The 16085-nt window shown below is 65.7% G+C and carries 17 protein-coding genes and 1 tRNA gene; 5 read left to right on the plus strand and 13 right to left on the minus strand.

Annotated features, from left to right (window positions below; all coding sequences use genetic code 11):
- Positions 1-37 precede the first annotated feature (37 nt).
- A complete protein-coding gene (locus P2PM1_RS02350; RefSeq protein ID WP_186398005.1) occupies positions 38-1459 on the plus strand; it encodes an amidase in 1422 nt (473 codons plus the stop codon).
- 77 nt (positions 1460-1536) lie between these two features.
- Complete coding sequence (locus P2PM1_RS02355; RefSeq protein WP_186386388.1) at positions 1537-2433, plus strand: DMT family transporter; 897 nt, start codon at positions 1537-1539, stop codon at positions 2431-2433.
- Between the two features lie 32 nt (positions 2434-2465).
- Here P2PM1_RS02355 and P2PM1_RS02360 read toward each other — a convergent pair whose 3' ends face one another.
- The 8 genes from P2PM1_RS02360 to map form a co-directional block, all read right to left on the minus strand.
- Positions 2466-3752, minus strand: coding sequence for a TRAP transporter large permease (locus tag P2PM1_RS02360; protein WP_186386389.1), 1287 nt, complete (start codon positions 3750-3752; stop codon positions 2466-2468).
- A complete protein-coding gene (locus P2PM1_RS02365; protein ID WP_186386390.1) occupies positions 3749-4267 on the minus strand; it encodes a TRAP transporter small permease in 519 nt (172 codons plus the stop codon). Before P2PM1_RS02365 ends, P2PM1_RS02360 begins: the two co-directional genes overlap by 4 nt.
- Positions 4267-5277 carry a TRAP transporter substrate-binding protein gene (locus P2PM1_RS02370; RefSeq protein WP_186386391.1) on the minus strand — a complete coding sequence of 337 codons (1011 nt, stop codon included), beginning with the start codon at positions 5275-5277 and terminating at the stop codon, positions 4267-4269. Before P2PM1_RS02370 ends, P2PM1_RS02365 begins: the two co-directional genes overlap by 1 nt.
- Positions 5278-5338: 61 nt before the next feature.
- Positions 5339-6004 carry an RraA family protein gene (locus tag P2PM1_RS02375; protein WP_186386392.1) on the minus strand — a complete coding sequence of 222 codons (666 nt, stop codon included), beginning with the start codon at positions 6002-6004 and terminating at the stop codon, positions 5339-5341.
- A gap of 13 nt (positions 6005-6017) precedes the next feature.
- A complete protein-coding gene (locus P2PM1_RS02380; RefSeq protein WP_186386393.1) occupies positions 6018-6818 on the minus strand; it encodes a carbon-nitrogen hydrolase family protein in 801 nt (266 codons plus the stop codon).
- A 188-nt stretch (positions 6819-7006) separates the two neighbouring features.
- Positions 7007-7918, minus strand: coding sequence for a LysR family transcriptional regulator (locus P2PM1_RS02385; protein WP_186386394.1), 912 nt, complete (start codon positions 7916-7918; stop codon positions 7007-7009).
- 188 nt (positions 7919-8106) lie between these two features.
- Positions 8107-8817 carry a DNA repair protein RadC gene (gene radC, locus P2PM1_RS02390; protein WP_186386395.1) on the minus strand — a complete coding sequence of 237 codons (711 nt, stop codon included), beginning with the start codon at positions 8815-8817 and terminating at the stop codon, positions 8107-8109.
- Between the two features lie 24 nt (positions 8818-8841).
- The gene (gene map / locus P2PM1_RS02395; protein ID WP_186398006.1) at positions 8842-9675 is read right to left on the minus strand and encodes a type I methionyl aminopeptidase; all 834 of its coding nucleotides are present in this window, start codon (positions 9673-9675) and stop codon (positions 8842-8844) included.
- 268 nt (positions 9676-9943) lie between these two features.
- Here map and P2PM1_RS02400 point away from each other — a divergent pair.
- The 3 genes from P2PM1_RS02400 to sfsA all read left to right on the plus strand — a co-directional run bounded on the left by P2PM1_RS02400 (position 9944) and on the right by sfsA (position 12282).
- A tRNA-Leu gene (locus tag P2PM1_RS02400) sits at positions 9944-10028 on the plus strand.
- Positions 10029-10107: 79 nt separating this feature from the next.
- Positions 10108-11553 (plus strand): TrkH family potassium uptake protein, encoded by a 1446-nt coding sequence (locus P2PM1_RS02405; RefSeq protein WP_244301385.1) that lies wholly within the window; start codon positions 10108-10110, stop codon positions 11551-11553.
- Positions 11554-11580: 27 nt separating this feature from the next.
- Complete coding sequence (gene sfsA, locus P2PM1_RS02410; RefSeq protein ID WP_186398007.1) at positions 11581-12282, plus strand: DNA/RNA nuclease SfsA; 702 nt, start codon at positions 11581-11583, stop codon at positions 12280-12282.
- Between the two features lie 37 nt (positions 12283-12319).
- On the opposite strand, the gene P2PM1_RS02415 is transcribed toward sfsA, so the two are convergent.
- The 5 genes from P2PM1_RS02415 to P2PM1_RS02435 all read right to left on the minus strand — a co-directional run bounded on the left by P2PM1_RS02415 (position 12320) and on the right by P2PM1_RS02435 (position 16017).
- Entirely contained in the window at positions 12320-13057 is a 738-nt protein-coding gene (locus P2PM1_RS02415; protein WP_208984801.1) for a L,D-transpeptidase, read from the minus strand.
- 118 nt (positions 13058-13175) lie between these two features.
- Positions 13176-13685 carry a xanthine phosphoribosyltransferase gene (gpt, locus tag P2PM1_RS02420; RefSeq protein ID WP_186386398.1) on the minus strand — a complete coding sequence of 170 codons (510 nt, stop codon included), beginning with the start codon at positions 13683-13685 and terminating at the stop codon, positions 13176-13178.
- Positions 13686-13725: 40 nt separating this feature from the next.
- Positions 13726-14463, minus strand: a complete 738-nt coding sequence (locus P2PM1_RS02425; protein WP_186398008.1) for a competence/damage-inducible protein A — start codon at positions 14461-14463, stop codon at positions 13726-13728.
- Positions 14464-14523: 60 nt separating this feature from the next.
- Entirely contained in the window at positions 14524-15747 is a 1224-nt protein-coding gene (locus P2PM1_RS02430) for an FAD-dependent monooxygenase (protein WP_186398009.1), read from the minus strand.
- Between the two features lie 24 nt (positions 15748-15771).
- Complete coding sequence (locus P2PM1_RS02435; protein WP_186386401.1) at positions 15772-16017, minus strand: zinc-finger domain-containing protein; 246 nt, start codon at positions 16015-16017, stop codon at positions 15772-15774.
- Positions 16018-16085 lie beyond the last annotated feature (68 nt).

The raw sequence follows: 16085 nt of genomic DNA on the forward strand, positions 1-16085 counted from the left end.
GACCTTGCTCCGAGCGCATGACGAGGGGGATTCATCCATGTCCGACCTGCATTTCATAACCGCATCCGAGGCGGCCGCGCTGTTTCGCAGCGGCAAGCTCTCCCCGGTGGAACTGACCCGCGCCTATCTTGATCGCATCGAGGCGCTCGATCACCTCATCGACAGCTACATCACCGTGACGATAGAGCGCGCCATGGCCGATGCCGGGCGCGCCGAACGCGAATTCGCTGCGGGACTCGACCGGGGACCGATGCACGGCATTCCCTATTGCCTCAAGGACATCGTCGAGACCGAGGGCATCCTGACCACCGGCCAGTCGCGCAGTCTGGCCCAGCACATACCGACGAAGGACGCGACCCTGGAGGCGCGTCTGCGCGCTGGTGGCGCGGTGCTTCTCGGCAAGGCGACAACCTGGGAGTTTGCCCATGGCGGGCCGTCCTGGGACGTGGTGGCGCCGCCGGCGCGCAACCCCTGGAACCGGGATAACCATCCGGCCGGGTCGAGTTCCGGCACGGGCGCGGCGATTGCCGCCGGCATGGCGGCGACGGGCATCGGGACGGATACGGGCGGTTCGATCCGCCTGCCCGCTGCCGTCTGCGGCATTGCCGGGCTGAAGCCGACCTACGGGCGGGTGAGCCGGACCGGTGTCCTGCCGAACAGTTTCACCCATGACCATGCCGGACCGATGGCCTGGGCCTCGCAGGACGTGGCAATGATGCTCGCGGTGATCGCGGGTCACGACCCGCTCGATCCGGGAAGCGGCGAGGTGTCGGTGGCGGGCGATCTTGCCCAACTCGACGAGCGGGTGCTGAGCGGATTGACCATCGGCGTGCCCTATCGCTGGTTCGAGGAGGAGGCGCCGTCGTCGGCCGAGGTGCGAGAGGCATTCGATGCTGCCCTTTCGGCCATGGTCGATGCCGGAGCGCGGGTGGTTCCGGTCGAGCTGCCGAGCCTCGAGAGCTATGCGGATGCGAAGAAGACGATCGCCATGGCCGAACTCTATTCCATCCATCACAAGACGCTGAAGGAAACGCCGCATCTGCTCGGCGAGAGCCTCCGCTACCGCATCCAGTGCGGCGCGCTGATCCGGGCGGAGGACTATGTGCAGGCGATGCGCTGGCGCACCCAGTTGTCGCGCGTGACGCAGGCGGTCTTCGACACGGTCGACATTCTCGCCATGCCGACAGCGGAACCGGCCGGGCGGCTGGAGGCCACGCCGCATTCCTGGCTGTTCAAGCACAAGTCCCTGACGACCCCGTTCAACACCACCGGCAACCCGGCCTTGAGCGTGTGCAACGGCTTTTCCAAGGCCGGCATGCCCTTGTCGCTGCAACTTGTCGGCAAACCGTTCGACGACCGTCTTGTCTTGTCCGTCGGCAGCGCCTACGAGCAGATCACGCCATGGCGGGCTAAACGTCCGGTTCTTGCGGGCGCGGAACCTGCCAGCAGCGCTGCCTGAGCGCATTCAAAGGTCTCAATCGGGGGGCGGAGCTGTTTCGCCCCTCGCTCACTCTCCTCCGGCAAGAAGATCACGGCGTGTTCTCCGATTGGCTCTGGATTGTCTTCACCCTCATCGCCTCGGCCGCGCAAACGGTCCGCAACTCCATGCAGAAGGAACTGACGGGCACCCTCGGCACCGTCGGCGCGACCCAGGTCCGGTTCTTCTACGGACTGCCCTTCGCGGCGGGCTTCCTTGCCATGGCCGTCTTCGCCACCGGCGAAGCGCCGCCGTTCTCGGAGTTGGCGCAGGTGCCCTGGACGGCGGCCGGGGCGCTGGCGCAGGTCTTTGCCACCGGGATGATGCTGGCGGCGATGAGAACCCGCTCCTTCGTCGTGGCGATCACCTATACCAAGATCGAGCCGGTGCTGGTGCTTGGCTTCGCGGTGCTGCTGCTGGGCGAAGTGCCGACGCCGGTGGCCATGGCCGGTGTGTTCGTTGCGACGGCCGGCGTTGTGCTGCTGTCCTGGCCCGGACGCGGTCACTGGACCAATGGCTGGCTGCAGACGACGGCCTTTGGCCTCGGTTCCGGCGCGCTGTTCGCGGTTTCGGCGGTCTGCTACCGGGGCGGCATCCTGGCGCTGGGCGACGGCCACTTCCTGATCAATGCGTCGACGACGCTGGTGACCGCGCTCGCCCTGCAGACAGGCGTCGTGAGCCTCTATCTGTACGTCTTCGACCGGGCGGTCCTGCACCAGCTCGTTGCCGCCTGGCGCTCATCGCTCGCAGCAGGTTTCTTCGGCGCGCTGGCTTCCCAGTTCTGGTTTCTGGCGTTTTCCCTGCAAAGCGCCTCGCTTGTGCGGGCATTGGCGCTGATCGAGATCGTGTTTGCCCAGATCGTCTCCTTGCGCCTGTTCCGGCAGAAGGACACGCCGCGCGAGATCGCCGGCATGGTGGTGATCACGGCCGGCGTGCTGATGATCCTGCTGGCGTGACTGCGTCCGGACGGGGGGGGGCGGCTGGTCGCTCAGTTGGCCCCCATCACCAGGTTCGGCAGCCACAGGGAGATCTGCGGAAACAGCAGCAGCATCGCCAACGCGCTGACCAGCGGAATGAAATAGGGCAGCGTGGCGCGCACGATGTCTTCGAGCGGCGCCCCCGAGATGCGCGCCACCACGAACAGGCCGATCCCGAGCGGCGGGGTGGCGATGCCGAGGATCAGCGACATCTGCAGGATGATGCCGAAATGCACCCGGTCGATCCCATAGGCATCGACCAGGGGAAGCAGGATCGGCACCAGCAGAAGCTTGATCGTCACTCCGTCGATGAAGCAGCCGAGCATCAGGACAAGGGCCATGATCGACAGCAGGAACACCAGCCGGGAATCGATCAGGTTGGGCAGGGACCGGGCGAGATCCTGAGGGATCTGCTCGATCGCCAGAAGCCAGCCCATGCTGCCGGCAAAGCCGATGATGATCATGATCATCGAGGTGATCAGGATGGTTTCGGTGAGCGCCCGCCACAGGGCGGCGAAGGTCAGCGTGCGGAAAAATACCCCGAGAAGAATGACATAGGCGGAGGCGAGAACCCCGGCCTCCGACGCGGTGGTGGTGCCGGTGAGAATGCCGCCCATGATGATCGCCGGTGCGACCAGGGCAAAGGTGCCGCCGATGGTGTGTTTCCAGATCTCCCTGGCGCTGGCGCGCGGCTGCCGGGGGAAGTCCACCCGTGTCGCCAGAACCCGATTGAACGCCATCAGGCTGGCCGCGATCAGCAGCCCAGGGACCACGCCGGCCAGAAACATGCGGGCGACGGAGGTGTTGGACAGGAAGGCATAGACCACGAGCGGCACGGAGGGCGGAATGAACGGGGCGACGATCGCCGAGACGACGGTGATCGCCGAAGAGAAGGAGGCGGTATAGCCGCGCTCCCGCATCGCCTTGATCTCCACCGCCCCAAGGCCGGCGATGTCGGCAACGGCTGCTCCCGTGCCGCCGGCCAGCATGACGGAAGCCAGCACGTTGACCTGTGCCAGTCCGGCGCGGAAATGCCCCACCAGCGCGTTGGCGAGATTGAAGATCTTCTCGGTGATCCCGATGGCATTCATCAGGTTGCCGGCGAGGACGAAGAAGGGGATGGCGAGAAGTGAGGTGTTCGACGCGCTCTCCAGCACCTTCATCGGCACGATCCACAGGATGTCCGAAAAGCCGCTCATCACCAGCGCCGCGACGACAGCCAGGCCGATCGCCATGGTGATCGGCGTGCGCAGGGCGACGAGCCCCAGGAACAAGGCGAAAAGGACGACGGCCGTCATTCGCGTGCCTCCGCGAGCGCATGGGGATCGCGGCCCTCGATGAAGCCGATCACCGCAAGGCGCAGGTTCAGGACGTATTGCAGGACGATCAGGGCGCAGGACGCCCAAAGCGGGGCGGCCAGCCAGTAGCGCTGGAACCCGACCAGGTCGATCCGCCCGACCTGGCGCGGGATCAGTATCGGTGCCTGCCGCAGGACGAGCAGCATCAGCCCGATGACGAGGAGCGCGACAAGGATCGCGACAAGCGCCGCGGGGCGGGCCGGCAGCCGTCTGGTCACCACATCGATGGTGATGTCCTGTCCGCGGCGGAAGATCACGAAGAACGCCAGGAAGATCGCCCAGACGAAGAGGACGCCCGTCCACGGGAAGACCCAGATGATTCCCTTGTCCCAGATCAGCCGGGACAGGATGTTGGCGAGGTTGATCGCCAACATCGTCAGCAGGAGGCCGTTGGCGCCGGCCAGAAAGAGCCGCTCGGCCCAGCCAAGGCCGGCGTCAAGGGCGCGCCAGACCATCAGTTCGAGGGCCGGGTGGCGTTGATCGCGTCCAGAAGGCCTTCCGGCAAGGTGCCGGCGACATTCATGCCGGTGTAGAACTCGGCCATCTTGGCGACGACCGGCCCCGTATCCATGACGGTGAAGGTCACGCCTTTTTCCGCCATGCGTGCGAGGGACTCGTTCGCGGTGGCATCGGTCTTGGCGGCGAACTCTGCCGCGACCTCGTCATAGGCCTCCAGAATCTGCGCGCGCGTGGTCTCGTCGAGCCCGTTCCAGGCACGGGCGTTGGTCATGAAGGCCAGCCCCTGCGGATACTCGTCATGGCGCACGATGTGCGGGGCGACTTCGTAAAAGCGCATCGACTCGACAAGAGCGATGGGACTGTTGACCGCCTCGACGATGCCGCGTCCGATCGACTCGTAGGTCTCCGTCCAGGCGAGGGTGCGGACCTCGGCGCCGAGATGCCGCCAGGCGGCCGCCGCCAACTCGTCGGGATGCATGCGCAGCTTCAGGCCGGCGATGTCGTCGAGCGTGGTGACGGGCTTGCTGGTGACCATGACGCGATAGGGGCCGCGGACCATCTTGGTGGGGTCGCCGATGACGGTGACGCCCGCCTCGGCCTCGACCTTGGTCATCCAGCCCTTGACGAGATCGGAGCCCTGGAAGGCGGACCAGTGCTCGCGGCTCTCGAACAGGAAGGGAGAGCCGGTGAAGGCGATCTCCGGAACCCATTTCTGCAGATAGGTCGAGCCTTCCGGATAGATGTGAACCGTGCCGAGTTGGAGCTGCTCAAGGATGGCCTCGTCCTTGCCGAGCTGCTCGGCCGGATAGACCTGGACCGTGAGCTTGCCGTCGGTCTTGGCGGCGATGCGATCGGCAACCGCCTGGAAGATCTGGCCCTCGATCGACTCGGCCGGCATCTTGTGCGCCATGCGCCAGACTTCGGCACTGACCGCCGCGGTGCTGCTTCCGGCGAAAGCGAATGCCGCCAGCGCGGCAGTGGCGAGAGAAATCCTGAAGCTCAACATTATCAAACCCCTCCGTTTTGTCTTTGGTTTGCGCTAGTCCAGTACCGGTGCAGCCTCCGTCTCAGGCTCTGAGCTTGTTCATCACCAGCTTGCTCGCCCCGGAAATCTCGGGCAGTTGCTCTCCCTTCTCCAACCGCGCGAGCAGTTCGATCTCCCGCTCCTGCATGCCAAGCGCCCGGTCGGCGACCTCCTCGATCTGCCAGGGCTTCAGGAACAGAACGCCGCTTTCGTCGGCGAGAACCGCATCGCCCGGCTCGACCGAGACGCCGCCGACCGAGACGGGCCCGTTGAGCAGACCTTCAAGACCGAGAAGCTTGGTCGTGATCGGAGACGGTCCCCGGCACCAGAGCGGCATGCCGACCCGGCGCACCTCGTTGAAGTCTGTCGCCGGACCGTCGATCACGGCTCCGACCACACCGCCGAGCTTTGCGGCGTTGGTGATGACGCCGCCCCAGCAGGCGTGATGGGAATCGCCGCAGCGGTCGATCACCAGGAAGTCGCCCGGCCGGACCAGCGACATCAGATGATGCAGCAGAGTGGAATCCGCGCCGGGAATACGAAGGGTCACCGCCGTTCCGGCCACCCGCTTCTCGGGCAGGACGGCACGCAGGCCGATATCGGCGAACTGGCTGTGCAGCACATGGCCGACAGTGGCGGTTTCCACCTTCTCGAGTTTTGCGATCAGCGCGGGATCAATCTGGTCGGGCATCGGGCGCAGGTCGAACATGGCCGCGGCTCCTTCAAAGGACGTGATGATTGTGGACGGGGATCGACGCGCGCACCTTCGCTGCGTAGGCATCGTCGATCCTGCCGGTGACATGTCCGGTATGGTCGCCCACCTGTGCCACCACATGGCCCCAGGGATCGATCAGCATCGAATGGCCGTAGCAGGCCTTCTTGCCGCCGGCATGCGTGCCGAACTGGCCGACGGCGAGGAAATGGGTTCCGGTCTCGATGGCGCGGGCGCGGGCGAGAACCTCCCAGTGGTCCTTGCCGGTCATCAGGGTGAAGGCGGCCGGCAGGACGATCACCTCCGCTCCCTTGTCGCGCAGGGCGCGGAACAGCTCGGGGAAGCGGATGTCGTAGCAGATCGCGCAGCCGACGGTGGTGCCGTTCACCTCATAGGTGACGACCTGGTCGCCGGCCGCGATCGTGGCACTTTCGCGATAGCTCATGCCGCCGGGAACGTCGACGTCGAACAGGTGGATCTTGCGATAGCGCGCGAGTTCGCTGCCATCGGGGGCGAAGACCAGCGTGGTGTTGTGATGGGCGTTTCCGGCCTTCTCGACAATCGATCCGCCATGCAGCGTGATGCCGTGGCGGCGTGCCATGTCCTGCATCGCGCGATAGGCGTCGCCGTCCGGGAATTCCTCGGCGCTGGCGTGGAATTCTTCGGGGCCTTCGCCCAGCATCGCCCAATATTCGGGAAGGACGATAAGGTCTGGCCCGTCCTTCGCTGCCTCGGCGACGAGCGCTTCAGCCTGGGCGATGTTTGCCTGCTTGTCGGACTGGGAATTCATCTGTATCAGGGCGACTTTCACGTTCAGCCTCTTTCATGAACTGTTTCCGACAAGCATGGTTCAGCCTCCCCGATCCGGTGTCCAACGGGAAATTTTTGGGATCTTCATAAGAATTTCTTTTGCAGGCTAATGGTGGGGCCTCGCCTGGAGAAGACCGTATCGCCTTGGCCGGTCCGGCCGAGACGGGACGTAGGTGGCGAGAACCGCGCTCAGGCGAGAGCAGGGTCGGCGCGTTGCACGAAATCCTGGGCGATGTCCCGCGCGAGCTCCGCGATGGTGGCCGGGACGAGCCGCGCCGGTCCGTCGAACCAGGTGGCGTGGAAGCGCATGGGTGGGATGGGTTGCTCGGCCTCGATCAGCACCAGTTCCTTGCGAGCAAGTTCACGTGGGGCGACGATCGGCGGGATGGTGGCGACACCGATCCCGTCGATGGTCATGCGGATGATCGTCGCGAGCGAGTTGGCGGCGAAAAAACGCGCGGTCTCGAGCCCGTTCTGTTGGAAGAAGCGGGTGATATGCGCGTGCGGCTGGCTGTTCTTGGGGAAGCAAATCACTGGATAGTCCGCGAGGCGTTCCAGGCTGACGGGCCCTGGCGGGAAACGGAGGTTGGGAGAGGCGACCCAATGGCAGGAATAGGTGCAGAGCTCGATATTGGCGTAGCTGGGCTCGAGCAACGGTCCCATGATAAGTGCCAGATCGATCTCTCCGGCGCGCAGCAGTTCCACCAGCTTGAGGCTCGTTTCCGCGGAAAACTCCAGGGTAAGGTCGGGATAGGTGTCCTTGGCGGCGCGGATCAGGTCGATCAGCCAGGTGTAGGTGATCGTGTCGATCACGCCGATCCGCAAGGTTCCCCGGATGCCCTGAGTGCCACTGACCTCGTCGACGAAGACGCGGGCGTTTCTCAGCAGCGGTTCGGCGCGGGCCAGGGCTTCGACTCCCTGCGGCGTCAGCGACAGGCGCCGGTGTTCCCGGACGAAGAGTTTTACGCCGAGTTCCGCTTCCAGCGCGGCGATGCGTGAGGAGACCGCCGCTTGCGTGGCATTCAGCCGTTCGGCGGCCAGCGTGAAACTCTTCAGCCGCGCCACCCAGACGAACGTCTCCAGAAAGGTAAGGTTGATCAAGCCCTCCTCCCGGGCGCACAGACGTGGCCGGGCCTCCTGTGTCGGGTGAGCCCTGCCTCACCGTCTCGACCAAGGGAACGCTACGCCGCCACCTGCGAGCGATCAAGCTTCAACTTCGGCCACGCTGCCTCAATGGCAGGCGCACGCCCTTGAAACAGCGGGTGTTTTCGGCCCAGCCGGGGTTAGGCCTAGAGGAGTTGCAGGCCCTTGAAGCTTGCATGACCGTCGCGTCCGACGATGATGTGGTCATGCAGGACGATGCCGAGCGTACCGGCGATCTCGGAGATCTGCTTGGTCATCTGGATGTCGGCGCGCGAAGGCGTCGGATCGCCGGACGGGTGATTGTGCACGAGAATGATGGCGCTGGCGGAAAGCTCCAGCGCCCGCTTCATCACCTCGCGCGGATAGACGGGCGTATGATCGACGGTGCCGCGCTGCTGCACCTCGTCGGCGATCAGTGCGTTCTTCTTGTCGAGGAAGAGGATGCGGAATTCCTCGCGGTCGGAGAAGGCCATGGCGGTGCGGACATAGTCGATCACCTGCGACCAGGAGGAGAGCAGGGTGCGCTCGCGAACCCGGCCGCGCAGGAAGCGCTCGGCCACCGCATGGGCGAGCTTCAACTCGTCGACCACCCGGTCGCCGACGCCGCGCACTTCCTTGAGAAGGGCGGGCGGAGCCGCGAGCACCTCGGCGAACGAGCCGAAACGGTCGATCAACGCCTTGGCGACCGGCTTGGTATCGGCCCGGCGGATCGGCGAGAAGAGCAACAGTTCCAGCAACTCATAGTCCTGAAGCGCGGCATGGCCGCCTTCGCGGAAGCGCTGGCGCAGCCGGTCGCGGTGGCCGTGAAAATGCGGAGAGATGCCAGCGTCGGAGAAGCCGTCGTCCGTGCCGCTCATGCCGCCTCCTCCCGTGATGCCGCGTCAGGAGCGATCGAAAGCCAGTGGATTGTCGAGGCCGGCTGGCGACAGGGTGAAGATCTCGCAGCCCGTCGCGGTGATGCCGACCGAGTGCTCGAACTGGGCAGACAGCGAGCGGTCGCGGGTGACGGCGGTCCAGCCATCGCTCAGCACCTTCACATGCGGCCGGCCGAGATTGACCATCGGCTCGATGGTGAAGATCATGCCCGGCTTCAGTTCGATGCCTTCGCCCGGTCGGCCATAGTGCAGGATGTTCGGCATGTCGTGGAACAGCCGGCCGACCCCATGGCCGCAGAAGTCGCGCACGACCGAGCAGCGCTCCGCCTCGACGAAGCTCTGGATGGCATGGCCGATATCGCCGGTGGTCCGGCCGGGGCGCGCCGCCTCGATGCCCCGCAACAGCGCCTCGTAGGTGACCTCGACCAGTCGTTCGGCCGCCCGCTTCAGCTTGCCGACCGCATACATGCGGCTGGAATCGCCGTGCCAGCCGTCGACGATATAGGTTACGTCGATGTTGACGATGTCGCCTTCCTTCAGCGGCTTGTCGTTGGGGATGCCGTGGCAGACGACATGATTGATGGAGGTGCAGGTCGACTTCGTGTAGCCGCGATAGTTCAGCGTCGCCGGCAGGGCGCCATTGTCGATGCCGAAGCTGTAGACGAAGTCGTCGATCTCCTGGGTGGTGATGCCGGGCACGATCTTTTCGACCAGCGCGTCGAGGCAGCGGGCGGTAAGCTGTCCGGCCTTGTGCATGGCGGCAAAGTCCTCCGGCCCGTAGAGGCGAATCTGGCCGGTATTCTTCAAAGGGGCGGTAGCGGCGTCGATATAGGTGACCATGCGGGATGCTCGTCCGGATTGTTCGTGCGGCGGATCGCCCGCCCGCCGCCGGAACGGCGGCTGCCACGCTGGTGCGGAAGGCACGCGGGCCGAGGCGCCGGGGGCGGGATGTGCGCCGACAGGATTTCCAACTAGCCTTAAAACGCGGGGGCGCGGGGCGCAATCCGCTTTCGCCGCAAGGTTTGGCCAGGGAGCTGCGCGATGCGCGGAGCGGGCCGCCGGTCTTCCCTCTTGCGCCGCTTCCAAGGTGCTTGTACCCAAAGCGGGCGCGGACGTGGTGGAACCGGTAGACACAAGGGACTTAAAATCCCTCGGCCTCGGCCATGCGGGTTCGAGTCCCGCCGTCCGTACCAAGGATTGCCGCCACGCACCGCAAAGCGGGACGACCATCGCGGGTCCCAGACGACGCCAGACGACGAAAGACGCCGATCCGTGATTTCGCTGCGCCCCGTGCTCAACGTCCTCGGCTTCCTCTATGTGGGCCTGGCGACGGCCATGCTGATCCCGGCAATGGTCGACGTCGCCGCGCGCAACGCCGACTGGCAGGCCTTCGTCATGTCGGCGCTGATCACCGGACTGATCGGCCTGCTGCTGTCGGTGGCCGTCGGCGGGGCGTTGAGCGAGGGGCTCGACATCCGCCAGACCTTCATCCTGACGACGCTGTCCTGGGTGACGCTGCCGGCTTTCGGCGCGCTGCCGTTCCTCTGGCTCGGCGTCGGCTATGCCGATGCGGTGTTCGAGGCGGTGTCCGGCTTCACGACGACCGGGGCGACGGTGCTGTCCGGTCTCGACGGGCTGCCGCCGGGTCTTCTGGTCTGGCGGTCGCTGATGCAATGGATGGGCGGGATCGGCATCGTCGTCATGGCCATCGTGCTGCTGCCGTTCCTGCGCATCGGCGGCATGCAACTGTTCCAGAGCGAGAGTTCCGATCGCAGCGAGAAGATCGTTGCCCGCTCGGTGGAACTGATCCGCCTGCTCGGCATCACCTATCTGTTCCTGACCTTCGTCTGCGTCCTTGCGTTCCTGGTCGCCGGCATGACCGTTTTCGACGCGATCAATCACGGGATGACGACGATCGCCACTGGAGGCTACTCCACGCACGACGCGTCCTTCGCCTTTTTCACCAACCCGGCCGCGGGCTGGATCGCGGTGGTCTTCATGCTGATCGGGGCCATGCCCTTCGTCCTGGTCATCCAGGCGCTGCGCGGCCGGCCGTTGTTGCTGTGGAACGATCCGCAGGTGCGCGCTCTGCTCGGGCTCGTGGTGCTGGCCTCGCTGACAGTGACCGTGTATCTCGGGGCGGTGCTGGAGATGAGTTTCTCCGAAGCCTTGCTGGCCTCGACCTTCAACATCGTCTCGATCATCACCACGACAGGCTTTGCCATGGGCGACTACAGTCTGTGGGGGCCGCCCATTGTCGGTCTTGCCCTGCTGCTGACCTTTGTCGGCGGCTGCACCGGCTCCACTTCGGGCGGTATCAAGATATTCCGGTTTCTGGTGTTCTTCGGCACGGTGCGGGCCCATCTGCGGCGAATGATCCGGCCGAACCGCGTGATGTCCGAGCAATATGCCAACACCCGACTGACGCCGGAGCTGTCCTTCTCGGTGCTGGCCTTCCTCGTCGTCTATATGGGTTCGGTCGGCACGATCACGCTGGCGCTGTCCGGTTTCGGGCTCGATCTGGTGACTGCGCTGTCGGCGGCCGCGACGGCGGTGTCCAATGTCGGCCCGGGGCTTGGTCCGGTCATCGGTCCGTCGGGCAACTTTGCGCCGCTGCCCGATGGTGCCAAGTGGATCCTGTCCTTCGCCATGCTGATGGGCCGGCTGGAGCTTTTCACGGTGCTGGTGCTGCTCGATCCGGATTTCTGGTCGCGCTGAGCCCATTCAACGGCTGGAGTTGGTCCCTTGCGTTTTTCCTCCCCCCTTGTGTCCGGCCGTCTGGTCAAGCGCTACAAGCGCTTTCTCGCCGATGTGATCCTCGACAGCGGCGAGGAGGTGACCGCGCATTGCGCCAATCCCGGCTCGATGCTGGGGCTGCGCGAACCGGGTGCGCGGGTCTTCCTGTCGCTGTCCGACAATCCGGCGCGCAAGCTGAAATACTCCTGGGAGATCGTCGAGGCGGACGGCGCGCTGGTCGGCATCAACACCGCTCATCCCAACGGCCTGGTCGAGGAGGCGTTGACGGCGCGGCTGATTCCCGAACTGGCCGGCTTTTCCGGCTTGCGGCGCGAGGTGAAATACGGTCGCAACTCGCGCATCGACATCCTGCTTGAGGGCTTAGACGGGCGCCCTGTCTATGTCGAGGTGAAGAACGTCCATCTGATGCGGCAGGCGGGCCTTGCCGAGTTCCCGGACTCGGTGACAGCGCGAGGCGCCAAGCACCTTGTCGAGATGGGGGACATGGTGGCGGAAGGAGCGCGCGCCGCGATGGTCTATCTGGTGCAACGGCCGGACTGCGACCACCTGTCCTTCGCTGCCGATATCGATCCCGCCTATGCGGCGGCCTTTGTGGCGGCGAAGGCACGCGGAGTTGAGGCCTATGCGATCGGCTGCCGCGTCACGCCCGAGGAAATCGTGGCAGAGCGGCCTGTGACACTGACCGCTTGAGCCGCCGGATTTCAGGAAGCGGTCAGGCTCGCGTAGCTCAGGCAATGCCCTCGTTGCCTTGCAGGACCACGATCGGCGTGTTGTTGGGCACTCGCGCGGCCAGATCGATGACGTCCTGGTTGATCAGGCGCACGCAACCGGAAGAGACCGCCTTGCCGATGGTCCAGTACTCCATCGTGCCGTGGATCCGGTAGATCGTGTCGCGATTGCCTTCGAAGATGTAGAGCGCGCGGGCGCCCAGCGGATTGTCCAGCCCCGGCTCCATGCCGTTGCGATAGGGCTCGAGTTCCGGTTGGCGGGCGATCATCTCGGCCGGCGGGGTCCAGCGCGGCCATGCGCGCTTGTAGGCGATGCGCGCGCGTCCGCCCCAGTCGAAGCCGGCGCGGCCGATACCCACGCCATAGCGCAGCGCCTGCCCGTTCTCCATCACCAGATAGAGAAAGCGGTTCGGCGTGTCGACGACCAGTGTGCCGGGACGCTCCCGCGTCGGGTAGGACACCACCTGGCGGAAATACATCGGATCCACACGCCGCAGGTCGACGGCCGGCAACGGGAACCTCTCCTGTGGCATCGCCGCATACATCTGCAGGTAATAGGGATCGATCACCGGCGCCGGGGGCGCCGACGAGGCCGCCTGCAGGCGAGGGTTGCTGCCGGTGGTCTGGCAGCCGGCGAGCGCCATCGCGCCGAGGCCAACGAGGGCGGCGCGGCGCGTCATGAGGGTGTTGCCGGAGGCGGAGCCGCTTCCGGAGCGCGGGAGAATCTCGTGTGTCATGACGCGGTTATAGGCTCAGAAATTGCGCCGAAATATGGGCACGGCAATAACTTTCCCGCGAGTGCAAGGCTGCCCTGCGCCTGTCGGGAGGCTCAAGGCCGGCGAAACGCGACCGCGCTCAGCCTTGGCTGTGGGTGGCGATCGGCGGCTGGAACTGCCAGCCCATGTCCCAGGGGAAGTAGATCCAGGTGTCCTGCGACACCTCCGTCACGAAGGTGTCGACCAGCGGACGCCCCATCGGTTTGGCATAGACGGTTGCGAAATGGGCATCGGGCAACATGTCGCGAACGACGCGCGCGGTCTTTCCGGTGTCGACAAGGTCGTCGATGACCAGGACGCCGGAGCCCTTGCCGCCGTTGAGATCGATCACCCGCTTGTCGATGGTCTTCAGGACCTGCAACTCGCCCTGGTTCTCATAGTCGTGATAGGATGCGACGCAGACCGTCTCGATAAGGCGAATGCCGAGCTCGCGGGCGACGATGGCCGCGGGAACCAGGCCGCCGCGGGTGATGCAGACGATTGCTTCCCATTTGCCCTGTCCCGACAGGCGCCATGCGAGCGCGCGGCAGTCGCGGTGGAACTGATCCCAGGAGACGGGAAAGGCTTTGGGGGCTTGCGGGTTTTCCATGCGGGTCAAGTCCTGTCGTTCTGGCAAGGGATGATTCTGCTCAGCGGGCCGCAGCCGCGACGGCAGTGCGCACTGCGTCGCAGGCCTGCCGCATCAACCCGGCATCGCGCGAGCGGACGACGATCTGGGTGGAGAAGCGTCCGTCGACCGAGCGCGGATAGGAGCCGATCATGACGCCCGGATGAGCGTCCTGGATCTCGCGCAGGGCGGCGGCGATGCGACTTTCCGGAAGGTCGGCATCGACGGCCTCCGAGAGCATGCGCAGGCCGGTCTTCAGCGTCGGGGCGACGGCGTCCAGCATGGCCTGCATGATCGCCGGAACACCGGCCATGACATGGACATTGCCGATGCGAAAACCCGGAGCCTTCGAAACCGGATTCTCGATCAGTTCCGCGCCTTCCGGGATCCGCGCCATGCGCAGACGCGCCTCGGTGAGTTGGCCCTCGGGATAGAAGTTGCGCAGGATCTCCACTGCGCGGGGATCGTGGCCGATCGGCACGCCGAAGGCCTTTGCCATCGAATCGGCGGTGATGTCGTCATGAGTCGGGCCGATGCCGCCGGAGGTGAAGACATAGGTGTAGCGGGCGCTGAGTTCGCGGACCGCCTCGACGATGCGATCTTCCACATCCGGCACCACGCGCACCTCGGCCAGGTCAATGCCGATCGCGGTGAGGTATTCGGCCAGGTAACCGATGTTCTTGTCCTTGGTGCGGCCCGACAGGATCTCGTCGCCGATGACGAGGAAGCCCGCGGTCACGATATCCTGGTCAGCCGTCATGCCCGTTCATTCCCGTTGTTCCCCGCCCTCAGCCGCCGCGGGAGGCGCTCGCAGACGCCATCAGGCGCCGGGAGGTCGCCATCCATATAGCCAATCGAGCCGCGCGAGAAGACGTTCCGAGGGCAAGGCGCGCATCACCGCATCGCGGGCGAGGGAAAGCGGGCGGCGCATGTGATAGATGCGGTCGTTGGCGCGCGACAGGCGCATGACGCGCTCGGCCCGGTCCTGCCGCTCCGCCTCGTAGGCACGTAGGGCCCGGGGTACGTCGTCCATGCCTTCGGACAGATGGCGGGCAAGCGCGTCGGCGTCCTCGATGGCCATGGCCGCCCCCTGCGCGGCGAAGGGCAGCATGGCATGGGCGGCATCGCCGAGCAGGGCGAAGCGGCCGTCGACCCAACTGGTGCCGGGGTCCATCGAACAGAGCGCCCATTTCAGCCAGGAGGAGGGGAGGGACAGCAACTCCCGGCAGCCGCGCGGCCAGTCACGAAAGCGCGAGAGCAGCGCGTCGCGGTCGGCCTGGGCGGACCAGACCTCTTCCTGCCAGTCCTCTTCGACCAACGCCACGAGGTTGAATTGTTCGCCGCCGGCGAGCGGATAGTGGACGATATGGGCGCGGGGACCGAGCCACAGGCCGGTGACATTGCGCCAGCGTTGCGGCACCTCGCTCACGGGTATGACTGCGCGATAGGCGGTGCGCCCCGAAAAGGCGGCGCCCCGCAGGCCCATGATCCGGCGGCGCACCGTCGACCAGACACCGTCGGCGCCGATCAGGGCCGCGCCGGTGTCATGGTCGAGCGGGGCCTGCGGATCGGCATCGTCTCCGGCCCGCTCGAATTCCAGCTTGATACGGTCGGCATTCTGTGCGGCGTCGCGCAAGCGCGTGCCGAGACGCAGGGTGATGCCGGCGGAGGCGCGTGCCGCCTGCAGCAGCACCGCCTGCAAGTCCGCCCTGTGAATGACGAGATAGGGGGCGCCATAGCGCTTCTCGGCCGTGGCGCCGAGGGGAATCTCGGCGACCGGATCCTCGCTGTGCGCGGTCATCACCTGGATGGCGCGCGGCGCGACCACATGCGGCAGCAGCGCGTCCTCAAGACCCAGTTCGCGCATCACCTGCATGGTGTTGGGGGAGAGTTGCAGACCGGAGCCGACCGGACGAAGCTCGCTCGCCTGTTCGATCACTGTGACTGGACGCGACCGGCGCGACAGACAGAGCGCGGCGGTGAGCCCGCCGATCCCTGCACCGGCGATGAAGATGCGGTTTGCGTCGGATCGGGATTGCGCCATGCGCGGGCCTTGCGTGAGCGCCGGTCAGGCGGCTTCAGGCGTCCAGATGCAGTCGGCCGGGTCCGCCTGATGGACGTCAAGCGCCGGATTGTAGCGGTAGAGCGTCGAGCAATAGGGGCAGATGATCTCGTTGTCGTCGCCCATGTCCAGGAAGACGTGCGGGTGGTCGAAGGGCGGGCGGGCGCCCACGCACTGGAACTCCTTCGCGCCGATCTCGATCGACTCCAGGCCGCGATCATTCTGGAAATGGGGGATTACAGCATGCGCCATCGCATCCATCCGTCGTTCAGCAGGGTCTGCAGAATTTGCCGGACCATACGCAGGAAGGAGCTGTTTGA

The organism is Stappia sp. P2PMeth1 (genome assembly GCF_900185735.1).
GTDB lineage: Bacteria > Pseudomonadota > Alphaproteobacteria > Rhizobiales > Stappiaceae > Stappia.

What these genes read in the sequence shown, in the direction of transcription:
- P2PM1_RS02350 (WP_186398005.1), top strand. Translation starts at nt 38, where the DNA reads ATGTCCGACCTGCATTTCATAACCGCATCCGAGGCGGCCGCGCTGTTT.
- P2PM1_RS02360 (WP_186386389.1), bottom strand. Translation starts at nt 3,752, where the DNA reads ATGACGGCCGTCGTCCTTTTCGCCTTGTTCCTGGGGCTCGTCGCCCTG.
- P2PM1_RS02365 (WP_186386390.1), bottom strand. Translation starts at nt 4,267, where the DNA reads ATGGTCTGGCGCGCCCTTGACGCCGGCCTTGGCTGGGCCGAGCGGCTC.
- P2PM1_RS02370 (WP_186386391.1), bottom strand. Translation starts at nt 5,277, where the DNA reads ATGTTGAGCTTCAGGATTTCTCTCGCCACTGCCGCGCTGGCGGCATTC.
- P2PM1_RS02375 (WP_186386392.1), bottom strand. Translation starts at nt 6,004, where the DNA reads ATGTTCGACCTGCGCCCGATGCCCGACCAGATTGATCCCGCGCTGATC.
- radC (WP_186386395.1), bottom strand. Translation starts at nt 8,817, where the DNA reads ATGAGCGGCACGGACGACGGCTTCTCCGACGCTGGCATCTCTCCGCAT.
- map (WP_186398006.1), bottom strand. Translation starts at nt 9,675, where the DNA reads ATGGTCACCTATATCGACGCCGCTACCGCCCCTTTGAAGAATACCGGC.
- P2PM1_RS02415 (WP_208984801.1), bottom strand. Translation starts at nt 13,057, where the DNA reads ATGACACACGAGATTCTCCCGCGCTCCGGAAGCGGCTCCGCCTCCGGC.
- gpt (WP_186386398.1), bottom strand. Translation starts at nt 13,685, where the DNA reads ATGGAAAACCCGCAAGCCCCCAAAGCCTTTCCCGTCTCCTGGGATCAG.
- P2PM1_RS02425 (WP_186398008.1), bottom strand. Translation starts at nt 14,463, where the DNA reads ATGACGGCTGACCAGGATATCGTGACCGCGGGCTTCCTCGTCATCGGC.
- P2PM1_RS02430 (WP_186398009.1), bottom strand. Translation starts at nt 15,747, where the DNA reads ATGGCGCAATCCCGATCCGACGCAAACCGCATCTTCATCGCCGGTGCA.
- P2PM1_RS02435 (WP_186386401.1), bottom strand. Translation starts at nt 16,017, where the DNA reads ATGGCGCATGCTGTAATCCCCCATTTCCAGAATGATCGCGGCCTGGAG.